This is a genomic window from Arthrobacter sp. PsM3, from assembly GCF_030433895.1.
Classification (GTDB): domain Bacteria; phylum Actinomycetota; class Actinomycetes; order Actinomycetales; family Micrococcaceae; genus Arthrobacter.
In genome coordinates this window covers 16,077-33,609 of sequence record NZ_JARUXE010000029.1, presented here as the reverse complement: position 1 = coordinate 33,609, position 17,533 = coordinate 16,077, and the positions used below count along the sequence as shown (strand labels likewise).

At 66.6% G+C, this 17,533-nt stretch carries 21 protein-coding genes and 2 tRNA genes; 14 read left to right on the top strand and 9 right to left on the bottom strand.

All coding sequences use genetic code 11. From position 1 onward, the window contains the following. Window positions 1-18: 18 nt before the first annotated feature. Window positions 19-93, bottom strand: a tRNA-Pro gene (locus QCD75_RS15565). 131 nt (window positions 94-224) lie between these two features. Between QCD75_RS15565 and QCD75_RS15560 the strand changes: the two genes are divergently transcribed. Beyond that, a tRNA-Gly gene (locus QCD75_RS15560) sits at window positions 225-295 on the top strand. 267 nt (window positions 296-562) lie between these two features. Here QCD75_RS15560 and QCD75_RS15555 read toward each other — a convergent pair. The 3 genes from QCD75_RS15555 to QCD75_RS15545 form a co-directional block, all read right to left on the bottom strand. Continuing rightward, window positions 563-1,480 carry an Fpg/Nei family DNA glycosylase gene (locus QCD75_RS15555; protein ID WP_301230170.1) on the bottom strand — a complete coding sequence of 306 codons (918 nt, stop codon included), beginning with the start codon at window positions 1,478-1,480 and terminating at the stop codon, window positions 563-565. Beyond that, entirely contained in the window at window positions 1,480-1,971 is a 492-nt protein-coding gene (locus tag QCD75_RS15550) for a ribose-5-phosphate isomerase (protein ID WP_301230168.1), read from the bottom strand. Before QCD75_RS15550 ends, QCD75_RS15555 begins: the two co-directional genes overlap by 1 nt. A 117-nt stretch (window positions 1,972-2,088) precedes the next feature. Continuing rightward, a complete protein-coding gene (locus QCD75_RS15545) occupies window positions 2,089-3,090 on the bottom strand; it encodes a hypothetical protein (protein WP_301230166.1) in 1,002 nt (333 codons plus the stop codon). A 144-nt stretch (window positions 3,091-3,234) separates the two neighbouring features. Here QCD75_RS15545 and pepN point away from each other — a divergent pair, with 144 nt between their 5' ends. The 4 genes from pepN (at window position 3,235) to QCD75_RS15525 (ending at window position 7,589) form a co-directional block, all read left to right on the top strand. Continuing rightward, the gene (gene pepN, locus QCD75_RS15540; protein ID WP_301230164.1) at window positions 3,235-5,793 is read left to right on the top strand and encodes an aminopeptidase N; all 2,559 of its coding nucleotides are present in this window, start codon (window positions 3,235-3,237) and stop codon (window positions 5,791-5,793) included. Further along, complete coding sequence (locus QCD75_RS15535; protein ID WP_301230162.1) at window positions 5,790-6,275, top strand: OsmC family protein; 486 nt, start codon at window positions 5,790-5,792, stop codon at window positions 6,273-6,275. Before pepN ends, QCD75_RS15535 begins: the two co-directional genes overlap by 4 nt. Window positions 6,276-6,466: 191 nt before the next feature. After that, window positions 6,467-7,126, top strand: a complete 660-nt coding sequence (locus QCD75_RS15530) for a mechanosensitive ion channel family protein (RefSeq protein WP_301230160.1) — start codon at window positions 6,467-6,469, stop codon at window positions 7,124-7,126. A gap of 4 nt (window positions 7,127-7,130) precedes the next feature. Beyond that, window positions 7,131-7,589 (top strand): globin, encoded by a 459-nt coding sequence (locus QCD75_RS15525; RefSeq protein WP_301230158.1) that lies wholly within the window; start codon window positions 7,131-7,133, stop codon window positions 7,587-7,589. 38 nt (window positions 7,590-7,627) lie between these two features. Here the strand turns inward: QCD75_RS15525 and QCD75_RS15520 are convergent, their stop codons facing one another. Then, window positions 7,628-8,329, bottom strand: a complete 702-nt coding sequence (locus tag QCD75_RS15520) for a Pr6Pr family membrane protein (RefSeq protein WP_301230156.1) — start codon at window positions 8,327-8,329, stop codon at window positions 7,628-7,630. A gap of 88 nt (window positions 8,330-8,417) precedes the next feature. Next, the gene (locus tag QCD75_RS15515; protein ID WP_301230154.1) at window positions 8,418-9,077 is read right to left on the bottom strand and encodes a hypothetical protein; all 660 of its coding nucleotides are present in this window, start codon (window positions 9,075-9,077) and stop codon (window positions 8,418-8,420) included. A gap of 63 nt (window positions 9,078-9,140) precedes the next feature. Between QCD75_RS15515 and tesB the strand changes: the two genes are divergently transcribed. After that, on the top strand, window positions 9,141-10,121 hold the full coding sequence (tesB, locus tag QCD75_RS15510) for an acyl-CoA thioesterase II (protein ID WP_301230152.1): 981 nt from the start codon (window positions 9,141-9,143) through the stop codon (window positions 10,119-10,121). Between the two features lie 84 nt (window positions 10,122-10,205). On the opposite strand, the gene ettA is transcribed toward tesB, so the two are convergent. The 3 genes from ettA to QCD75_RS15495 all read right to left on the bottom strand — a co-directional run bounded on the left by ettA (window position 10,206) and on the right by QCD75_RS15495 (window position 13,197). After that, window positions 10,206-11,888, bottom strand: a complete 1,683-nt coding sequence (gene ettA / locus QCD75_RS15505) for an energy-dependent translational throttle protein EttA (RefSeq protein ID WP_301230150.1) — start codon at window positions 11,886-11,888, stop codon at window positions 10,206-10,208. Between the two features lie 129 nt (window positions 11,889-12,017). Next, the gene (locus tag QCD75_RS15500; protein WP_301230148.1) at window positions 12,018-12,590 is read right to left on the bottom strand and encodes a single-stranded DNA-binding protein; all 573 of its coding nucleotides are present in this window, start codon (window positions 12,588-12,590) and stop codon (window positions 12,018-12,020) included. A 283-nt stretch (window positions 12,591-12,873) separates the two neighbouring features. Beyond that, window positions 12,874-13,197 carry a helix-turn-helix domain-containing protein gene (locus QCD75_RS15495; protein WP_301230146.1) on the bottom strand — a complete coding sequence of 108 codons (324 nt, stop codon included), beginning with the start codon at window positions 13,195-13,197 and terminating at the stop codon, window positions 12,874-12,876. A gap of 172 nt (window positions 13,198-13,369) precedes the next feature. Between QCD75_RS15495 and QCD75_RS15490 the strand changes: the two genes are divergently transcribed. The 8 genes from QCD75_RS15490 (at window position 13,370) to QCD75_RS22235 (ending at window position 17,520) form a co-directional block, all read left to right on the top strand. After that, entirely contained in the window at window positions 13,370-13,609 is a 240-nt protein-coding gene (locus tag QCD75_RS15490) for a helix-turn-helix domain-containing protein (RefSeq protein ID WP_301230144.1), read from the top strand. 154 nt (window positions 13,610-13,763) lie between these two features. Beyond that, complete coding sequence (locus QCD75_RS15485) at window positions 13,764-14,252, top strand: hypothetical protein (protein WP_301230142.1); 489 nt, start codon at window positions 13,764-13,766, stop codon at window positions 14,250-14,252. After that, on the top strand, window positions 14,249-14,506 hold the full coding sequence (locus QCD75_RS15480; protein ID WP_301230141.1) for a hypothetical protein: 258 nt from the start codon (window positions 14,249-14,251) through the stop codon (window positions 14,504-14,506). The genes QCD75_RS15485 and QCD75_RS15480 overlap by 4 nt, the downstream gene beginning before the upstream one ends. Continuing rightward, window positions 14,503-14,691: a hypothetical protein gene (locus QCD75_RS15475; protein ID WP_301230139.1), complete on the top strand. Its 189-nt coding sequence runs from the start codon at window positions 14,503-14,505 to the stop codon at window positions 14,689-14,691. The genes QCD75_RS15480 and QCD75_RS15475 overlap by 4 nt, the downstream gene beginning before the upstream one ends. Then, complete coding sequence (locus QCD75_RS15470) at window positions 14,688-15,128, top strand: hypothetical protein (protein WP_301230137.1); 441 nt, start codon at window positions 14,688-14,690, stop codon at window positions 15,126-15,128. Before QCD75_RS15475 ends, QCD75_RS15470 begins: the two co-directional genes overlap by 4 nt. Beyond that, the gene (locus QCD75_RS15465) at window positions 15,125-16,429 is read left to right on the top strand and encodes a ParB/RepB/Spo0J family partition protein (protein WP_301230135.1); all 1,305 of its coding nucleotides are present in this window, start codon (window positions 15,125-15,127) and stop codon (window positions 16,427-16,429) included. The genes QCD75_RS15470 and QCD75_RS15465 overlap by 4 nt, the downstream gene beginning before the upstream one ends. Beyond that, entirely contained in the window at window positions 16,422-16,823 is a 402-nt protein-coding gene (locus QCD75_RS15460) for a hypothetical protein (protein ID WP_301230133.1), read from the top strand. Before QCD75_RS15465 ends, QCD75_RS15460 begins: the two co-directional genes overlap by 8 nt. A gap of 100 nt (window positions 16,824-16,923) precedes the next feature. Further along, window positions 16,924-17,520, top strand: a complete 597-nt coding sequence (locus QCD75_RS22235) for an HNH endonuclease signature motif containing protein (RefSeq protein ID WP_367400661.1) — start codon at window positions 16,924-16,926, stop codon at window positions 17,518-17,520. The last annotated feature ends 13 nt before the right edge of the window (window positions 17,521-17,533 follow it).

Genomic DNA, 17,533 nt, shown 5'->3' with positions numbered 1-17,533 from the left:
CTGGCAGTACTTGCAGAGTCGGGGTGACAGGATTTGAACCTGCGACTTCCTGCTCCCAAAGCAGGCGCTCTAGCCAAGCTGAGCTACACCCCGTAAGTGCACAGAACAGTCTACGGTCAAATCGCGCCGGTTTGCACATTTGACACCGGGGCCCTGAATTAGGTTTAGTTGTATCCGGCTTCAACAGCCGTCCGGAAGTTTTGCTGAAGTTCCAGCATGTTCCCGGGGACGTAGCTTAGTGGTAAAGCCTCAGTCTTCCAAACTGATGATGCGGGTTCGATTCCCGTCGTCCCCTCCGAAATATGACGAAGTAGCCCCTCTCCGGAGGGGCTTTTTTCATCTCCGGGTCCCGGGCTCCGGCTCCCGGGAGCCCGATCGGGCCGTCTTGGACGCGCTTCGGGGCTACTTTGACACGGACACGCCGCAAATAGCGGGGCTACGACCCGGAAGGACAGCCAAAGGCGCCCCCGGGCGCAGCCAATGGCGCCCCGCCGGGGGTACGCCGGCCCACGTCGGGTCCCGCAGCTGTTCCCGGGTCCAGCAGGTGTTCCAAGCCCATGCGTCAGCCGGACTGGCAGGCCGGGCACCAGTACAGCTTGCGGGCGCCGAGCTCGGTCAGGGCCACCGGCGTGCCGCAGTGGCGGCAGTCGAGTCCCTGCCGCCGGTAGACGAAGTGGGACTCCTCCGGGGCGGGCAGGCCGCCGCGGGATCCCCCGGCCCCGGGTGCGCCCCAGTAGTGCGGGGGCGTGGTGATGATCCGGCCGTCGCGGACGCCGTCGGACATCACCGCGACGGTGTCGTCCCAGAGCCGGCCCGCTGCCTCCCCGGACAGCCCCTGCCCCGGCAGCCAGGGGTCCAGGCGCTGCCGGAACAGCAGTTCGGCGCGGTAGACGTTCCCGACGCCGGCAATGGCCTTCTGGTCCATCAGCAGGGCCGCCAGCGGCGTGCGCCTGGCCAGGAGGCCGGCAACAAAGGACTCCCGGTCCCCGGGCAGGTTGCGCAGCGGGTCAGGACCGAGCCGTGCCAGCACGGCCTCCGCCTCCGCCTCCGTGACCGCCTCGCAGGTGGTCGCACCGCGGAGATCGGCCCAGCCGTGGGCGCTGGCGATCCGGACGCGGACGGCACCGACCGGTGCGGGCGGCCCCTGGTACCGGGCCGGCCCAGCCGCTTCCCCGTCGTCGTAGACCTCCCGCTCCCCCACTTTGCGGGGCGCGCCGATGCTGGACGCTCCACGGAAGCCGGCGTCGCCGCCGAAGTCCCAGGCGCCGTAGAGGCCGAGGTGGACATGTAATAGCAGCCCGTGCTCGAACTCCAGGAAGAGGTGCTTGCCGTGCGCGGCCGAGCCGGTGAGGGTGTGGCCGTCCAGCAGCGCCGCGCCCTGGGCGAAACGCCCCTGCGGACTCGAGACCGCCAGCCGCTCCCCCGCGAAGACGTCCCCGAACTGGCGGGCCAGACGGTGGACGGAATGCCCTTCCGGCACTAGGCGACGACCTCGCCGGTGCGCTCGTAGGTGGCGATTTTGCCGATCCGGCGGACGTGGCGTTCGTCGTTGCTGAAAGGTTCGGCCAGGAACGCTTCAATGATTTCGGTGGCCTCGTCGACGCTGTGCTGGCGGCCGCCGACGGCGACCACATTGGCGTCGTTGTGGTCGCGCGCCAGCTTCGCGGTGGACAGGTTCCAGGCCAGTGCGGCCCGGACGCCCTTGACCTTGTTGGCGGCAATCTGTTCGCCGTTGCCGGAGCCGCCCAGGACGATCCCGAGGGCGCTGGTGCCTGCTTCCTGGTCCGCCACCACTGCGAGCGCGGCGTTGATGCAGAACGAGGGGTAGTCATCCAGCGCGTCGTAGACCTTGGGTCCGTGGTCGACCACCTCGTAGCCCTTGGCGCCGAGGTGCCGGACGAGATGGGCGCTGAGTTCCATACCGGCGTGGTCGGTGGCGATGTGCACGCGCGGGAGATCGGTTGGGGTCACGGCGTTTCCGTTCAGTGGGGCAGATCAGTGGAATCACGTGGGCTGCGGGCGGTCTGGAGGCTGTTACCAGCCTACTAGGGCGCGGGCCGGCGGGCTTGTTCAGCGGCCGGCCGGACTTCACAAATCAGTGCCGCCGCCGGTCCGGCGGGCCCGCGCCGCGACCCGCGAGATCACCTGTGCGACATTGTCCGCCGTCGTGGCACTCCCGGCACTGACGGTCAGGGTCCGCCCGTCCGAGCGGTCGACGACGACGGCGGGTCCGCTGCTGACCAGCAGCGCCGTGGAGGTGCCCTTGCTCCGGTAACCCCAGCCGCCGAAGTCAGCGGCCCTGACCTCCTTCGGCGTCGCGGCCTCGATGGCAGCCGCCGGGACATCCATGACCCGGACGATTCCGGCGGCGAAGACCCGGAGACCGCTCCGGTCCACCTGGAGGCGGGCAAACAGGCACGCGGCGGCGAGCAGGGCCAGCGCGGCGAGCAGCGCAGCCAGCCAGGGCACGGCGACGGTGAGGAGGGCGGCCGGAAGCAGGGTGGCGATCCCGAGCATCACGAAGACCGAACTGCGGGCGTGCACCCACAGGCTCACCGAGTCCCGGGCCAGGTCGGGATCACGTTCGCGGGCCAGGGCGGCCTGGATGGCCCGGTCGTCGTCCGTGGACCAGCGCTCGTCGGCCTTAAAGACGAAACCCATGACGAAGCCCAGGCCGAGGGCTGCGCCGCTGCCCATGGCGAGCACGGCAACGTCCACCCGGGCCTGCCTCGCGTCCTGCAGGCCGAGTTGTCCGACCAGCACTGCGGCGAGCACAGTGGTGATGAAGAGGCTGACGAACAGTCCGGCGCCCATCATGATCCGGCGCATGATGGCCGGACGGGACAGCGGCGCCGCCTGCACCAGCACGGCCCAGCCGATCATCACGATCATGGCCGCCCCGACTCCGACGACGGCCCCGAACGGGGCGAAGTCCACCGCCACACTCCCGGTCCAGCGGACCGCGAGCGGCTCGGGCAGATCGGAGCGGATCAGCAACGAACAGACCACAAACGCCGCCGCGAGCATCACCGGGAACCCGACGGCGAAGCGCAGTGCCCTGGCATCCACAGAATCCCGAATCTTTCCCATATCCCCAACGCTACCCCCGGCGGTTCGGCGTTGTATCTTGGTGTGACCCGGACAACTTGCCAAGCGCCGCAGAAGTGAAAGAATGATTTCACAGTAACGAGTTCCCCGTCCCTAAGCATCCCCGGAGGCCCAACTTTGCCTGGAATGAACCTGACGCGCGCCGAGGCACGCGAGCGTGCCGAACTGATCGCCGTCGACTCCTACGAGGTCGAACTCGACCTGAGCCGCGGGGACAAGGTCTTCGGCACCACCACCGCCGTGAAGTTCTCGGCCAAGCCGGGGTCCTCGACCTTCATCGATGCCGTGACCCACGCCGTGCTGGGCGTGACCCTCAACGGTCGCGAGCTTGACCCGGCAGAGGTTTCCGACGGCGTCCGCATCCAGTTGCCGGACCTCGCGGCGGAGAACGAGCTGCTGGTCGTCGCCGAAGCGCCGTACATGAACACCGGCGAAGGCCTGCACCGCTTCGTGGACCCGGTGGACCATGAGGTCTACCTCTACACCCAGTTCGAGGTGCCGGATTCCCGGCGGATGTTCGCCGTGTTTGAACAGCCCGACCTCAAGGCCAGCTTCACGTTCACGGTCATTGCCCCCTCGCACTGGGATGTCGTGTCCAACTCCCCCACTCCCGTGCCGGTCGAGACCATCCCCGGCACCGACGGCGGCGCCCGCTCCGTCTGGGAATTCACCCCCACCCCGCGGCTCTCCTCCTACGTGACGGCGCTGATCGCCGGGCCGTACCAGTGCGTCCGCAGCGAGGTCGTCTCCGCCGACGGGAGAGTCACCCCGCTGGGCGTTTTCGCCCGCAAGTCCCTCATGCAGTACCTCGACGCCGACAACATCTTTGAGCTGACCCGCCAGGGCTTCGAGTTCTTCGAAGCGCAGTTCGGCTGCCCCTACCCGTTCGAGAAGTACGACCAGCTCTTCGTGCCGGAGTTCAACGCCGGGGCGATGGAGAATGCCGGGGCCGTGACCATCCTGGAAGGCTACGTCTTCCGCAGCAAGGTCACCGACGCCCAGGTGGAGCGCCGCGCCATTACGGTGCTGCACGAGCTCGCTCACATGTGGTTCGGGGACCTCGTGACCATGCGCTGGTGGAACGACCTTTGGCTCAATGAGTCCTTCGCGGAGTACATGTCCCACCTGGCCGCAGTGGAAAACACCAAATTCGACCGCGCCTGGACCACCTTTGCCTCGGTGGAAAAGTCCTGGGCCTACCGCCAGGACCAGCTCCCCACGACCCACCCGATCTTCGCGGAGATCAACGACCTGGAGGATGTCGAGGTGAACTTCGACGGCATCACCTACGCCAAGGGCGCCTCGGTGCTCCGCCAGCTCGTGGCATGGGTGGGTCCGGAGGAATTCATGGCCGGCGTCCGCGAGTACTTCCGCAAGCACGCCTGGCGGAACACCGAACTCAGCGACCTGATGGCCGAGCTTGAGAAAGCCAGCGGCCGTGACCTGGACCAGTGGGGGCGGCTCTGGCTGGAGACCGCCGGCGTCAACACGCTCGTGCCCGAACTGTCCGTCGGCGAGGACGGCACCATCTCCTCCTTCGCGATCCTGCAGTCCGCCACCGACGCCCAGCCCACCATCCGCCCGCACCGGCTCGCCGTCGGCTTCTACAACCTCAACGGTGCCGGCAAGCTGGAACGCGTGCACCGCGAGGAGCTCGATGTCGACGGCGCACGCACCGAAGTGCCGACGCTGGCCGCGCTCGCCCGGCCGGACCTGGTCCTGCTCAACGACGACGACCTCGCCTACGCCAAGGTCCGCCTCGACCCGAAGTCTCTCGCCACGGCCACGGCCCACCTCAAGGACTTCAGCCAGAGCCTTCCCCGCACCCTCGTGTGGGGCTCGGCCTGGGATGCGGCCCGCGACGGCGAAACCCCGGCCCGCGGCTACGTGGAACTGATCCTGGCCAACATCGCCGAGGAATCCGATTCCTCCGTGATCCTGGTCCAGTTGCGCCAGCTGGCCACCACACTGAATTTCTATGTGGCCACGGAGCACAAGGAAGCCACCACGGTTGCCGCCGCCGACCGGCTCTGGGAGCTCGCCGCAGGCGTCCCGGCCGGCTCCGACGCGCAGCTGCAGTTCGTCAAGTCCTATGCGCTGCTGGCCCGCAGCGCCGGCCAGCTCGACGCCGTGTCCGGCCTGCTGGAGGGCAGCCTCACACTGGACGGTCTCACCGTGGACCAGGACCTGCGCTGGGAACTGATCACCTCCCTTGTCGCCGGCGGCCGCGCCGGCCAGGAGAAGATCGACGCCGAGCTGGAGCATGACAACACCGCCACCGGGCAGAACGCGGCAGCACTCGCCACGGCCGCCATCCCGACGCCGGAGGCGAAGGCCGCTGCCTGGGACTCGATTGTGGTCAAGGGGGAGCTGTCCAACGCGCTGCAGGGTTCGGCCGTCAGCGGCTTCACCCGGGTGCTGGACACGTCCCTGCTGGAGCCGTACGCCGAGAAATACTTCGACGCAGTCCCGGGAATCGTCCGGGACCGCACGCACGCGCTGGCCCAGCAGATCGTCGTCGGACTCTATCCGGCGCAGCTGACCACGCAGGCCACCGTGGACCGCACCGACGAATTCTTGGCCTCGCTGCCGGAAGACAGCTCGGCCCTGCGGCGGATGATGCTGGAGAACCGCGACGGCGTGGCCCGTGCGCTCCGCGCCCGCCAGGCCGACGTCGGCGCATGAGCCTCGACGAACACCGCTATGCGCTGACAGTCCGCTGGACGGGGAACCTCGGTGAGGGGACGGAGTCGTACCGTGGCTATTCACGGGACCACGACATTGAGATCCCCGGGCTGCCCGTCCTGCGGGGCTCCGCCGACCCGGCCTTCCACGGCGACCGCAGCCGCTACAACCCGGAACAGCTGCTGCTGGCGGCCCTGTCCCAGTGCCACATGCTGTCCTTCCTGCACGTCGCAGTGAAGCACGGCGTGGTGGTGACGGCATACGAGGACCGGGCCGAGGCCCTGATGCGGACCAACCGCGACGGCAGCGGACAGTTTGAATCGGCCACGCTCAAGCCCCGGGTGACCGTGGCGGCCCCGGTGGCGGAGGAACTTATGGCGGAACTGCACGCCGGCGCGAACAGGCTCTGTTTCATCGCCCGGAGCGTCAACTTCCCGGTGCTGCACGAGCCGAGCGTCCTGGTCGGGGGCCAGGCGGGCTGAACGGTCCGGCCGGCCGGAGGCGGTTACCCGGCAGGGTGACAGCCAGGATGCGCATGGGGGCGGGCCACGGCGCTAATGTTGAAGGAGACCAGAGCGTTATGCGCCCGCCGAAAGCCGGCCGCCGCGCAGCACGCCCAGGCCGGCGCTAACGGCCGGCAGCAGGACCGCAGCTACAAGGAGTACCCCCGCCGATGTTCAGCATGACCACGACAGATCCCATCACCCCTCCGGACATTTCGGCCATCAATGTGCCCGGTGTCCTCATCAGCCTGGGGGTCGGCGTTGCCGTCTGGCTGGTGGCGTCGTTCGTGATCGTCGGAATCACCAAGCGCGTCGCCGCGGGCAGCACGTTCTTCAAGAAGCCGCACTTCCGCTGGGTGGCCCCCGCTTTCCGTGCCTTGGACCATGAGCGCCGGGAGCAGCGGGCCAACACCGTCGGCGCACTGCTCAACAGCGTGGTGGGCGTCCTGGTGGCCGTCCTCACCAGCGTGTATGTGCTCAAGAACCTGAACGTGGACGTGGCGCCGATCCTGACCAGCGTCGGAATCCTCGGTATCGCCATCGGCTTCGGCGCCCAGCAGCTGATCCGCGACTTCCTGGCCGGCATCTTCATCACCATGGAGGACCAGTACGGCATCGGCGACGTCATCGAGACCTCCGAGGTCGTGGGCACGGTGGAGGCGATGAACCTGCGGATCACCCGGGTCCGGGCGGAGGACGGCACCATCTGGTACCTGCGCAACGGCGAGATCCTGCGGGTGGGCAACCGCTCCCAGGGCACGTACGTTCCGCCCGATGCATCGGCACCGGGCGAGGCCGACAGCACCCCGCAGCAGAAGGCCGGAGAATAGAGCCATGACAATCCCCAGCGCCGGCGAACCCCGCCAGCCCCAGCAGCTGCTGCAGAACGATCCGTTCAGCAAGCCCGGCTACACGGACAACTTCTACGACGCAGTGGGCGGCCACCAGACGTTCGTGAAGCTCATCGACGTGTTCTACGACGGCGTGGCGGCTGATCCGCTGTTGCGGCCGATGTATCCCGAAGAGGATCTGGGCCCCGCCAAACGGCGGTTCCTGATGTTCCTCGAGCAGTATTGGGGCGGCCCGACGACGTACGGCGAGGAGCGCGGGCACCCCCGCCTGCGGATGCGGCACCAGCCCTTCCGGGTAACGCCGGAGGCCAAGGACCGCTGGCTGCATCACATGCGCAGCGCGGTGGATTCGCTGGAGCTCCCGCCGCTGCACGAGGGAACGCTGTGGGACTACATGGAGCGGGCGGCCCTCTCCATGGTGAACAGCCCGTCCGGAGCCTGAGGGCTGTCCTCCGCCGTCCTTGAGGCGTGGGGCCGGGATCAGCGCCCGTGCCGCACTGCGAGCGCGGAGCGCGCATTCCCGGCCACATGCAGGAGGACCGCGACGATGAGGAACGCGACGAGCACCTGCGCCGTCGTCGTCAGCGCGGCCGGCCAACCGCCGAGCGTCGGATCGAGGAAGTCGTAGACGTACCAGCCGTCGATGGCTCCGCGCACCCACGAGAAGACGAGGAAAGCCGCGGGGTAAGCGAGCCACACGATCGGCCGCCGCCAGGTGCCGCGCACGGTCCGCGTGACGAGCAGCCAGTCAAGCGCGGCGAACAGCGGGGCCACGCGGTGGTGTACGAGCTGGGGCCAGTACATGTCCAGGCTCCACCACGGCTCCCCGGGAGGCGCCACGAGTATGACGTAAATGAGGCCCGTCATCACCAGGTACAAAGCAAGCGCCCCGAACAGGCGGTCCCACCACTCCGGCAGCCGCGTCCGCGGCAGCGCTGCGGATGCGACGAGCACCAGCCCGAGGACGAGGTTCGACTGGACCGTGAATTCCGAGTAGAGCTGGGCGACGTCCACGTCATTGCCGGGGAGCGTCGCATCGTACGTCTTCCGGACGAGGGCGGCGAGTACGAAAACGCCGACCACGAGGCGGAGCGCGCGGATCCAGATGCGGTCCGGATGCAGCGCATCGTTGAAGCCAGGGTGTCGCTCAACCGGGGGATCCAGCACCGACAAGCCGCTCATGCGCTTAGTATGTCAGGCCCGTCAAGGCCGGCACGGGCCAGAACGAAACGGTCCTGGAGCCCGAGCCGGTGCGGGCCGGCACGACGCCCTAGAGGCCTGAACCGGTGCGGGCCAGCACGTGCCCGCGGGCCCCGCTGAGCCGGAACCAGCGGCCGGCCCGGAAAAGCTGTTGTTCGCCGTCCGCCAGGAAGCCAAGGGTGAGGGCCGCAAATGCGGCGCCCAGCGGGAGACCGGAGGCGCCCGGCAGTTCCCTGCCCCAGACCGCGGCCCGGGCGTTGTTGACGATCAAAGCTCCGGGCTTGTCCGGGATGATGGCGGCGACCTCGCTGATGCCGGCTTCGGCGGACTGGCGCAGCGCGGAGTCGCGGAGCGTGCCAACGGCTGCCCAACCGGTGCGGGGCGCGCCGACGCCTGCCCACGATTCGGTGACGGTCACCGGCGGCAGCGGCAGCTCGACGTCGTTCTCCCCTGCTCGCGCCAGCCGGTCCAGCACTGCCGAGATCGGAACGGTGACATCGGTGTCCGCCGGTTGCGCCAGTGCCATGGTCCGGAGCCCGAGGATCGTCGGGGTCGACTCCCCCAGCAAGCGCGGCCGCAGCACGCACACGTAGGCGGCGAGCACCGGGCCGGACGCCTGGAGGCGGATGGCGCCGTCGTCGATCGACCGGGCGCGGGTCGCGAAGGTGCGCAGATCGGCAAGGTCGCGCGGATCGGTGAACTGCAGGGGCTGGGTTAGGACGTCAGACACAATATCGACTCTACCGGCTGTGCCTCTTTGGGACCGCGCCGAAGGGACGTCTAGAGTCGAACCATGACTGAAGCCGAAGCCGGATTGCAGGGGCCGCCGACACAGGACCCCACCTCCTCGCTCCTCCAATTGCTGAACCTCGGCGAGCTGGAAGGCGCCCGGACAGACGAAGACATCTTCATGGGCCCCTCCCAGCAGCAGCCCCGGCACCGGGTATTCGGCGGCCAGGTCCTGGCGCAGTCGCTGGTCGCCGGGAGCCGGACGGTTCCCGAGGGGCGCGGCGTGCACTCGATGCACGGATATTTCCTGCGCCCGGGGGACGCCAACAAGCCGATCACCTTCGGCGTCCAGCGGCTCCGGGACGGCCGCTCGTTCTCGGCACGGCGAGTCCACGCATACCAGGAGGGCATGCCCATCCTGTCCATGATCGCGTCGTTCCAGGACGAGGACGAGGGAATCGAACACCAGTCCGAGATGCCGGCTGGCATCCCCGGGCCGGAGTCGCTGCCCAGCACGGCTGACCTGCTGGGCAAGTTCGACCACCCGGTGGCACGCCACTGGGCCTACGAGCGGCCCTTCGACATCCGGCACGTCGACCCGGCCCTGTACGTCTCGGCCAAGGGCACCAAGGAACCGCGCAACGCGGTCTGGATGAAGACTTTCGGGCCCATGCCGGACGATCCGGACCTGCACCGCGCCGCCCTGGCCTATGCAAGCGACTACACCCTGCTGGAATCCATCCTCCGCAAGCACGGGATGAGCTGGATTACCCCGGGCATGTCCGTGGCCAGCCTGGACCACGCCATGTGGTGGCACCGGCCGGTCCGGGTGGACGAGTGGTTGCTCTACGTCCAGGAGTCCCCCAGCGCCCAGGGTGCCCGCGGCCTCGCGACCGGCAAGATCTTCAGCCGCGACGGCCGGCACGTGGCCACGGTGGCGCAGGAGGGCATGATCCGGGTTCCCACGGACCTCAAGAACAAGGTCAAGGGGGCCGTCCAGTCAAAGGTCCTGCAGCGCCAGATGCGCAAGGCTAAACGCGGCTGACCCCCGGCACGCGAAAGACCGGCTCCCCGGTAGGGAGCCGGCCTTTCCAAATCCGCTCAGCGCCTCGCGGTCACAGCCGGCGGCTTAGTCGCGGGTGAGGCGGCGGTGGGTCACCCGGTGCGGCTTGGCTGCGTCCGGGCCCAGGCGCTCGACCTTGTTCTCCTCATAGGATTCGAAGTTGCCTTCGAACCAGTACCACTTGGAGGGGTTTTCCTCGTCACCTTCGTACGCGAGGATGTGGGTGGCGACCCGGTCGAGGAACCAACGGTCGTGCGAAACCACGACGGCGCAGCCCGGGAATTCGAGCAGGGCGTTTTCCAGGCTGCTGAGGGTTTCGACGTCGAGGTCGTTAGTCGGCTCATCGAGCAGCAGCAGGTTTCCGCCCTGCTTGAGCGTCAGGGCCAGGTTCAGGCGGTTGCGCTCACCACCGGAGAGCACCCCAGCCTTCTTCTGCTGGTCCGGGCCCTTGAAGCCAAAGGCGGCGACATAGGCACGGGACGGCATTTCGACCTGGCCGACCTGGATGAAGTCGAGGCCGTCGGAGACAACCTCCCACAGGGTCTTGTTCGGGTCGATGCCGCCGCGGCTCTGGTCCGCGTAGGAGATTTTGACGGAGTCGCCGACCTTGAGTTCACCGCCGTCGAGGGGCTCGAGCCCGACGATGGTCTTGAACAGAGTGGTTTTGCCGACGCCATTGGGACCGATGACGCCAACGATGCCGTTGCGCGGCAGGGTGAAGGAGAGCCCGTCGATCAGGGTGCGGTCCTCGAAGCCCTTCTGCAGGTTTTTCGCCTCCAGGACGAGGCCACCCAGGCGCGGTCCCGGCGGGATCTGGATCTCTTCGAAGTCCAGCTTGCGGGTGCGGTCTGCCTCGGCGGCCATCTCCTCGTACCGGGCCAGACGGGCCTTGGACTTCGTCTGGCGTCCCTTGGCGTTGGAACGGACCCACTCCAGTTCCTCGGTGAGCCGCTTGGCCTGCTTGGCGTCCTTCTTGCCCTGGACTTCCAGGCGGGCGCGTTTCTTCTCGAGGTATGTGGAGTAATTGCCCTCGTACGGGTACAGGTGGCCGCGGTCCACTTCGGCGATCCACTGGGCCACGTGGTCAAGGAAGTACCGGTCGTGGGTTACCGCGAGCACTGCGCCGGGGTAGCTGGAAAGGTGCTGTTCCAGCCACAGCACGCTCTCGGCGTCAAGGTGGTTGGTGGGCTCGTCGAGGAGCAGCAGGTCCGGCTTCTGGAGCAGGAGCTTGCAGAGGGCGACACGGCGACGCTCACCACCGGAGAGCAGGGTGACGTCGGCGTCGGCCGGCGGGCAACGGAGAGCGTCCATAGCCTGCTCGAGCTGGGAATCGAGGTCCCAGGCATCAGCATCATCAATCGCTTCCTGCAACTGGCCCATTTCCTCGAGGAGGGCATCGTAGTCAGCGTCGGGGTTGGCCATCTCTTCGGAGATCTCGTTGAAACGCTGGATCTTGCCGTAGATCTCGCCGACACCTTCCTGGACGTTGCCCAGGACGGTCTTTTCCTCGTTCAGCGGCGGTTCCTGCAGCAGGATGCCGACGCTGTAGCCGGGGCTGAGCCGGGCCTCGCCGTTGGAGGGCGTGTCCAGACCGGCCATGATCTTGAGAATGGTGGACTTACCTGCACCATTCGGGCCGACGACGCCAATCTTGGCCCCCGGGAAGAAGGACATGCTTACGTCATCGAGGATGAGTTTTTCGCCAACAGCCTTGCGGGCCTTGGTCATTGTGTAGATAAATTCCGCCATGCCTATAAATCTAGTGGTTCAGCCGGGATAACTCACATTCACGCCGTCCTCATCGACCACCTGCCCGCGGCACGGGCCCAGCCCCGCGTGGCGTGACACCGGGGCCGGGCGGTGCAGATCCGCGGCCCTTCAGGCGGCCGCCCCTTTCAGCTCGCCCGTCTCCTCGTCGAACTCCTCCACCTCGCCACTGATGTCATCGACGAAGACATTGTGGGCTGCGGGCTCGTCGCCGTCGTTGTCGTCGGGCTCCTCGTGGGGCTCGTCGTCATCCTGGCCACCGTCCCGGTTTCCCTCCGGGAAGTCTGCTTCCCGGCCGTTCGGACCGGCAGCAGCCTGAGGCCCGTTGCCGGCCGTGCGGATGTAATTGGCCGAACCCCACTTGAGGTCGTGGCCGACAGACTCGGCGTCGATTTCAGCCGAATGATAGATCCGGCCCTCATGTTCCCAGCTCCTCAGCTTTAGCCGCCCCACGACGATGACCTTCTGGCCCTTCTTGATACTGCAGCCGATGTTTCCGGCCAGTTGCCGGTACCCCTGAACCGTGAACCAGTTGGTGTCCCCGTCAATCCAGGCGTTCGTGGCGCGGTCGAAGCGCCGTGGGTTGGACCCCAGCCGAAAGTTCGCCGTCGCCACACCGCCGGGCGTCGTCGAGCTCTTGGGCTCCGTGGCGACGAAGCCACGGACCGTGATGTTGTCACTCATGCTCATGTCCTGTCTCGAAATGTCGTGCCCTAGCAGGCTCTTTCAGCTTCGCGCCAGGGACGACCCTCCGCGAGGGGCCAGCTGCGCCATGTGGATAACCCGGGCCTGGACTGACGCCGAGGGAGGCCAAGCTGCAGCCCGCGCATGCGGGTGCCAAGGCGACCAGGTGTTCCTGACGGCGGACAGCCGCAGGGCAATGTAAACTTTTTGAGGCGTCCCCCGGCAGCAGCCGGGCTGGCACGCCGACGTGCCCCAGTAGCTCAGGGGATAGAGCAGCGGCCTTCTAATCCAAAGGCCGGGTATTTGAGACCGCCTCAGATTTTGGGTTGCGCTCACCGTCCCGTGGTGGGATCGGCCCGCGGGCCGAGAGTGTGCCCATGAGGATGTATTCCAGGCTGATGCCTGTGACGTCACAAATCGCCTGAAGCTCATCCAGGGTGAAAGGCGTGCCGCCGATAAGCTTCCGCGAGATTGTTTGCTGGGGCAGCCCCGTCATCCGGGAGAGGGCCGAACCCTTGATGTTCCGTTCTGCGAGTTGACCCCGTAGACGCCGGGCAACTGCGACAGACAACGACTCTGAATGTTGTTCGCTGATTGCTGTGCTCATGGACTGAACTATACCCACTCAACGGGTATTAGCAACAGCGAACGGGAAAATGAATTGCCTTTCCTTTAAAAACACCCACTCGATTAATTGCTGGCGGCTACTCGCCGACACGGGGCGAGCTACTTGGATGACACGCTTGTAAGTTACGCAATTATGGGTAATACTCATCCACATGAGTGAATCAGTCAGCGAACGGGTAGCGGCAAATGTCCGAGCAGAGGCGGCCCGCCTCAAGATGTCGCAGCGCGACATCGCCACAGCCTTGGGAGTGAGCCAGTCCTCCGCCAATCGTCGGTGGCTGGGAGTCACCCCGATTGACGTTGAAGAACTCTATGCGCTTTCAGCCGCCTTTAGCATCCCCGTATCAGCACTTTTGCCCCCGGACTTTCCGGTGCAGGCCCAGTCCGCCTGACCCCATAGTTGTTCCGCCCGGCACCGCCGGCGGGCAGTAAATAGGGCGGTCCAGTTCCTTCCGCCAAGAACTCACTGGACCGCCCATTCCAAACCCAAGAGCCAGGCCCTTCTGACGGGTCTACCTGGCTCTCGAATCAGAAACGAGTCTAGCAATGGACGCTCGCACTGCACAGGAAAACCCGGTAGCTGATCCGCCCCGGCATTTGTTCTTCGGCGCCGAGGACCGCCGCCAGGGCGGCCGGGCCGGCCTTGATGAGAAGTACCTGGTGATGGAAAAGGCTCGCCGGCACCAGCTGGCCGAGCACGTCATCAACACCGCGAACCAGCTGGCGTCCGCAGTCCGCACGCTCCGCGCTTTCGACCGGACCGGGAACGCAGAAATGGCCCTGGACCACATCGAGCAGACCTTCGCGGACCTGAAGAAGTACACCAGCAATCTGGTCAACGAAGTGACCGGCTCCGTGGACCGCTTCGGCGACGAGCTGGAGCGGCTGGCCTTCCGCGACATCGCCGCCGCCCGGGAAGCCACCGACGCGCAGACGCCCAAGCCCGGCCCCGTGATCAGTCACATTCCGTCGCCTGCCGTCATCGCCCGGCTCAAGGCCAACCTCGACATCGCGATTGATAGGGCAACCCGGTGAAGGCCCGGATCAAGCGCTTCGCCGTCGTCCAGCCAATCGGCCACCGCCCCTACAAGGACCACGCGGACCTCGACTTCCGCGACAACCTGGAACTCACCGCCCAGCTGGCCACCTACGCCCGCTCGAAGTGGCCGGCCCCGCAGGCCATCGCCGTGGACGTCCACTCGAAGCAGATCATCGTGGACGGCACGCCCAGGGCGAACTACTCCATCCACGAGTACCGGAAGCCGGCCACCGCCGGGGTCCCGCAGTGAGGGCCCCATCAGTGCGGGTCGGCCGGAACCGCCGCCGCACCTACCTCTACACCCCGGCCCTCGCCCTCGGCGCGCTCCTGATGCTCGCCGCATTCCCGCTCTTCAACGCCGCGTACCTGACGGGCGTGCTCTTCCTCACTGCCGGCGCTGCCGGATTCGTTCTTGAGACAGGAACCCAGAAATGACTGAACAGCCGGCAGAGCCCACGACCGAACAGGCATGGCTCGGCAACCCCCGCCCGATCGCTTACCTGCACAACGGCCATCGCATCCCCGCCCGGCCCGCTGCGGAGATGGCCCCGAAGGACCGCACAGGACTGGCAGCCAAGTTCCTCGGCGCCATCGACTCGGCCTTCGACAAAGCCGACCACGACCTGACCGGTCGCCGGGCAACCGACGCCGGCCTGAACCGCATCCACCAGGACATCGAAGCCGGCGCCACCAAACCGCAGACCATTGACCCGCAGACCAAGCTGCTGCTGGAAGCGGAGTTCCAAGCCAACGAAGCCGTGACAGCACTCTCCAGCGGTGAGCTGGATCTTGGTATTGCCTATCTCCAGTCCGCGCTCGCATTCGCCCAGAACCACCGCCACGCCACCCGCCACGAAGGAACCGACCAGTGAGCACCCACTTCCAAGAACTCCCGATCGGCCAGCTGGCCATCCACCCGAAGAACGTCCGCAACGACGTCGGGATCGTCACTGACCTCGCGAACAGCATCACCGCCCAGGGCATCATGCAGCCCCTCGTCGTCGCCCCACTGACCAGCCGAAGCACTGGCGTCACCTACGTCATCATCGCCGGGCACCGCCGGCACGCCGCCGCGCAGCTGGCCAACCTCGAAGTCTTGCCCTGCGTGATCCGTGAGGACCTCAACACCGAACCCAAACAGCTCGAAGCGATGCTGGTCGAGAACACCCAGCGCACCGACCTCACCGTTACCGAGGAAGCCGAGGCATACCAGTCCCTGCTGGAGTTCGACGGCTACACCGTCAAGTCCGTAGCCAAAGCCACCGGGCGCTCGCAGAGTCTGGTCCGGTCCCGTATCGCTCTCACAAAGCTCTCGGAGGATGCCAAGGGCAAGCTCGAAGACCGCACCCTGAACGTTGACCAGGCTCTCGTGCTCGTGGACTTCACCGACGACGACGCCGCCACCAAGCGGCTCCTCCGTGTCGCTGCCACGCCGAACGAATGGTCCTTCCAGCTAGCCAAGGAACAGGGCCGGAAGACGTGGCTGGAGAACCTGCCCCGCCTGACCGCAGAGCTGCAGGGCGCCGGCGTCGACATCATCGAACGGCCCGCCGGGCAAACATGGGAATGGACCGACTGGAGGATCTCCTACCAGCAGATGACGGTAGCCGAGGCCGTCGCCGGCGGCTGGTCCGCGATCTGCGACGACACCAAGGAAGAAATCACGTGGATCCGGGAGCGGCCCAAGGGAACGGGCCACGTCGTCCCGCAGCGGACGCCCGAGCAGCTCGCTGACGAGATCCGCCAGCAGGAGCTCACCAGGGGCCTCGCGACTGCCGCCCAAGTCCGGACCGCCTTCATCAAGGAAGCCATCCAGAAGCCAGCAGCGGACAAGACCCGCGAGATGCTCGTTGACTACATCATCGATCGGCGGCGCCTCGGCGACCTTGCACCGTGGCTGGACATCGACCACGAAAACATCGATGAGCAAGAAGTCATCGACGCCATCGGCAAGCTCAACGTCCCCCAGCTCGTCGCCCTCATGCACGTCGACACCTTCGAACGCGAAATGCACATGGACTCCATCGGCGGATGGCATGACGGCCCAGGCTGGCAGACCACCAAGACATGGCGCGACCGCCTCGGCACCGTCTACGGATACCAGTGGACCGAAGCCGAACAGGCAGCCATCGACTACCACCACGAAGACAAGGACGGAACCGAAGATGAGTAACCACTTCCTCAAGCGCAACCCGGACAACGAACCCGTCTGCTCCTGCGGCTACCGGCCCGAAGTATTGGACGGCCCCGCGCCCGTAGGCCAGCAGTGGAAAGCCAAAGCCGCCGTCCTCGACCACGCCAAGGCCATGACCGACACCACCACCGAACCGCAGCGCTCGTCGGATGCGCCCTTCCGTCTGCCGGAGCGGGTGAAGTTCCCGCGGGCCGGCGTCCGGAGGACTGAGGACGGCCGCTGGCTCCTCTCCTGCTGGGATGCCGACCGGATTGTCCACGTCATCGATGAGCCGATCTTCGATGACCGGGTGACGGCCTTCGACTACGGCTATCTGACGATCGGCGCCTGCCGCGAGTCCGGAACGAACCTGAACGGCTGGGCCAACGCGTGAGCGATGACAAGAAGATCACCGAACGACCGGCCCCGCTTGAGCGCTGCAGCTCCTGCAACGCCGTAATGGACCCCCACAACGGCGATTGTAGGTGCTCGTGATGAAGCTCTGCCTCGTTGGTGGGTGCCAAGGTGCCGGCTACTCAAAGGACTTTTGCGGGAAGCATTATGCCCGTTTCTTGAGGCACGGCGATGCCACTGTGACCCTTCACCGCCATGTCCGTGGGACGCCGGCCGAGCGCCTTAGCGCGTGGTCGGCGGTAGCCGCTGACGGGTGCATAGAGTTCTCCGGCAAACTGCGTCCCGATGGCTACGCAAACTTCAAAGTCGCGGGCAAGAACCAACTGGCGCATCGAGTCGCTTACCAGCTGAGCAAGGGGCCTATCCCTGAGGATCTGGAAATACGGCACCTCTGCGATAACCGCTGCTGCATAAACCCCCAGCATCTGGAACCTGGCACGCATCAGCAGAACGTGGACGACTGCACCAGCCAGCTGCGGCACACCTGGGGCGAGAAGGTCGGTAACGCGAAGCTGACAGCTGGGCAAGTACACAAGATCCGGGATTCCCCCGGCACAACAGCCGAAATAGCCAGCAGTTTCGGCGTCAACCCAAGGACCGTAAATCAGATCAGGGCCCGCCAGCGTTGGGCGAACCTGCCGGAACTCGGACCCCGCCACATGGCAACTTCAGACTAAGGAAGGCATGAAC

Excerpts from the sequence above, each read along its gene's own strand:
- QCD75_RS15530 (WP_301230160.1), top strand. The coding sequence starts at position 6,467 with ATGTTCAGCATGACCACGACAGATCCCATCACCCCTCCGGACATTTCG.
- QCD75_RS22235 (WP_367400661.1), top strand. The coding sequence starts at position 16,924 with ATGAAGCTCTGCCTCGTTGGTGGGTGCCAAGGTGCCGGCTACTCAAAG.
- QCD75_RS15490 (WP_301230144.1), top strand. The coding sequence starts at position 13,370 with ATGAGTGAATCAGTCAGCGAACGGGTAGCGGCAAATGTCCGAGCAGAG.
- QCD75_RS15495 (WP_301230146.1), bottom strand. The coding sequence starts at position 13,197 with ATGAGCACAGCAATCAGCGAACAACATTCAGAGTCGTTGTCTGTCGCA.
- QCD75_RS15460 (WP_301230133.1), top strand. The coding sequence starts at position 16,422 with ATGAGTAACCACTTCCTCAAGCGCAACCCGGACAACGAACCCGTCTGC.
- pepN (WP_301230164.1), top strand. The coding sequence starts at position 3,235 with ATGAACCTGACGCGCGCCGAGGCACGCGAGCGTGCCGAACTGATCGCC.
- QCD75_RS15535 (WP_301230162.1), top strand. The coding sequence starts at position 5,790 with ATGAGCCTCGACGAACACCGCTATGCGCTGACAGTCCGCTGGACGGGG.
- QCD75_RS15485 (WP_301230142.1), top strand. The coding sequence starts at position 13,764 with ATGGACGCTCGCACTGCACAGGAAAACCCGGTAGCTGATCCGCCCCGG.
- tesB (WP_301230152.1), top strand. The coding sequence starts at position 9,141 with ATGACTGAAGCCGAAGCCGGATTGCAGGGGCCGCCGACACAGGACCCC.
- ettA (WP_301230150.1), bottom strand. The coding sequence starts at position 11,888 with ATGGCGGAATTTATCTACACAATGACCAAGGCCCGCAAGGCTGTTGGC.
- QCD75_RS15520 (WP_301230156.1), bottom strand. The coding sequence starts at position 8,329 with ATGAGCGGCTTGTCGGTGCTGGATCCCCCGGTTGAGCGACACCCTGGC.
- QCD75_RS15470 (WP_301230137.1), top strand. The coding sequence starts at position 14,688 with ATGACTGAACAGCCGGCAGAGCCCACGACCGAACAGGCATGGCTCGGC.
- QCD75_RS15545 (WP_301230166.1), bottom strand. The coding sequence starts at position 3,090 with ATGGGAAAGATTCGGGATTCTGTGGATGCCAGGGCACTGCGCTTCGCC.
- QCD75_RS15525 (WP_301230158.1), top strand. The coding sequence starts at position 7,131 with ATGACAATCCCCAGCGCCGGCGAACCCCGCCAGCCCCAGCAGCTGCTG.
- QCD75_RS15500 (WP_301230148.1), bottom strand. The coding sequence starts at position 12,590 with ATGAGTGACAACATCACGGTCCGTGGCTTCGTCGCCACGGAGCCCAAG.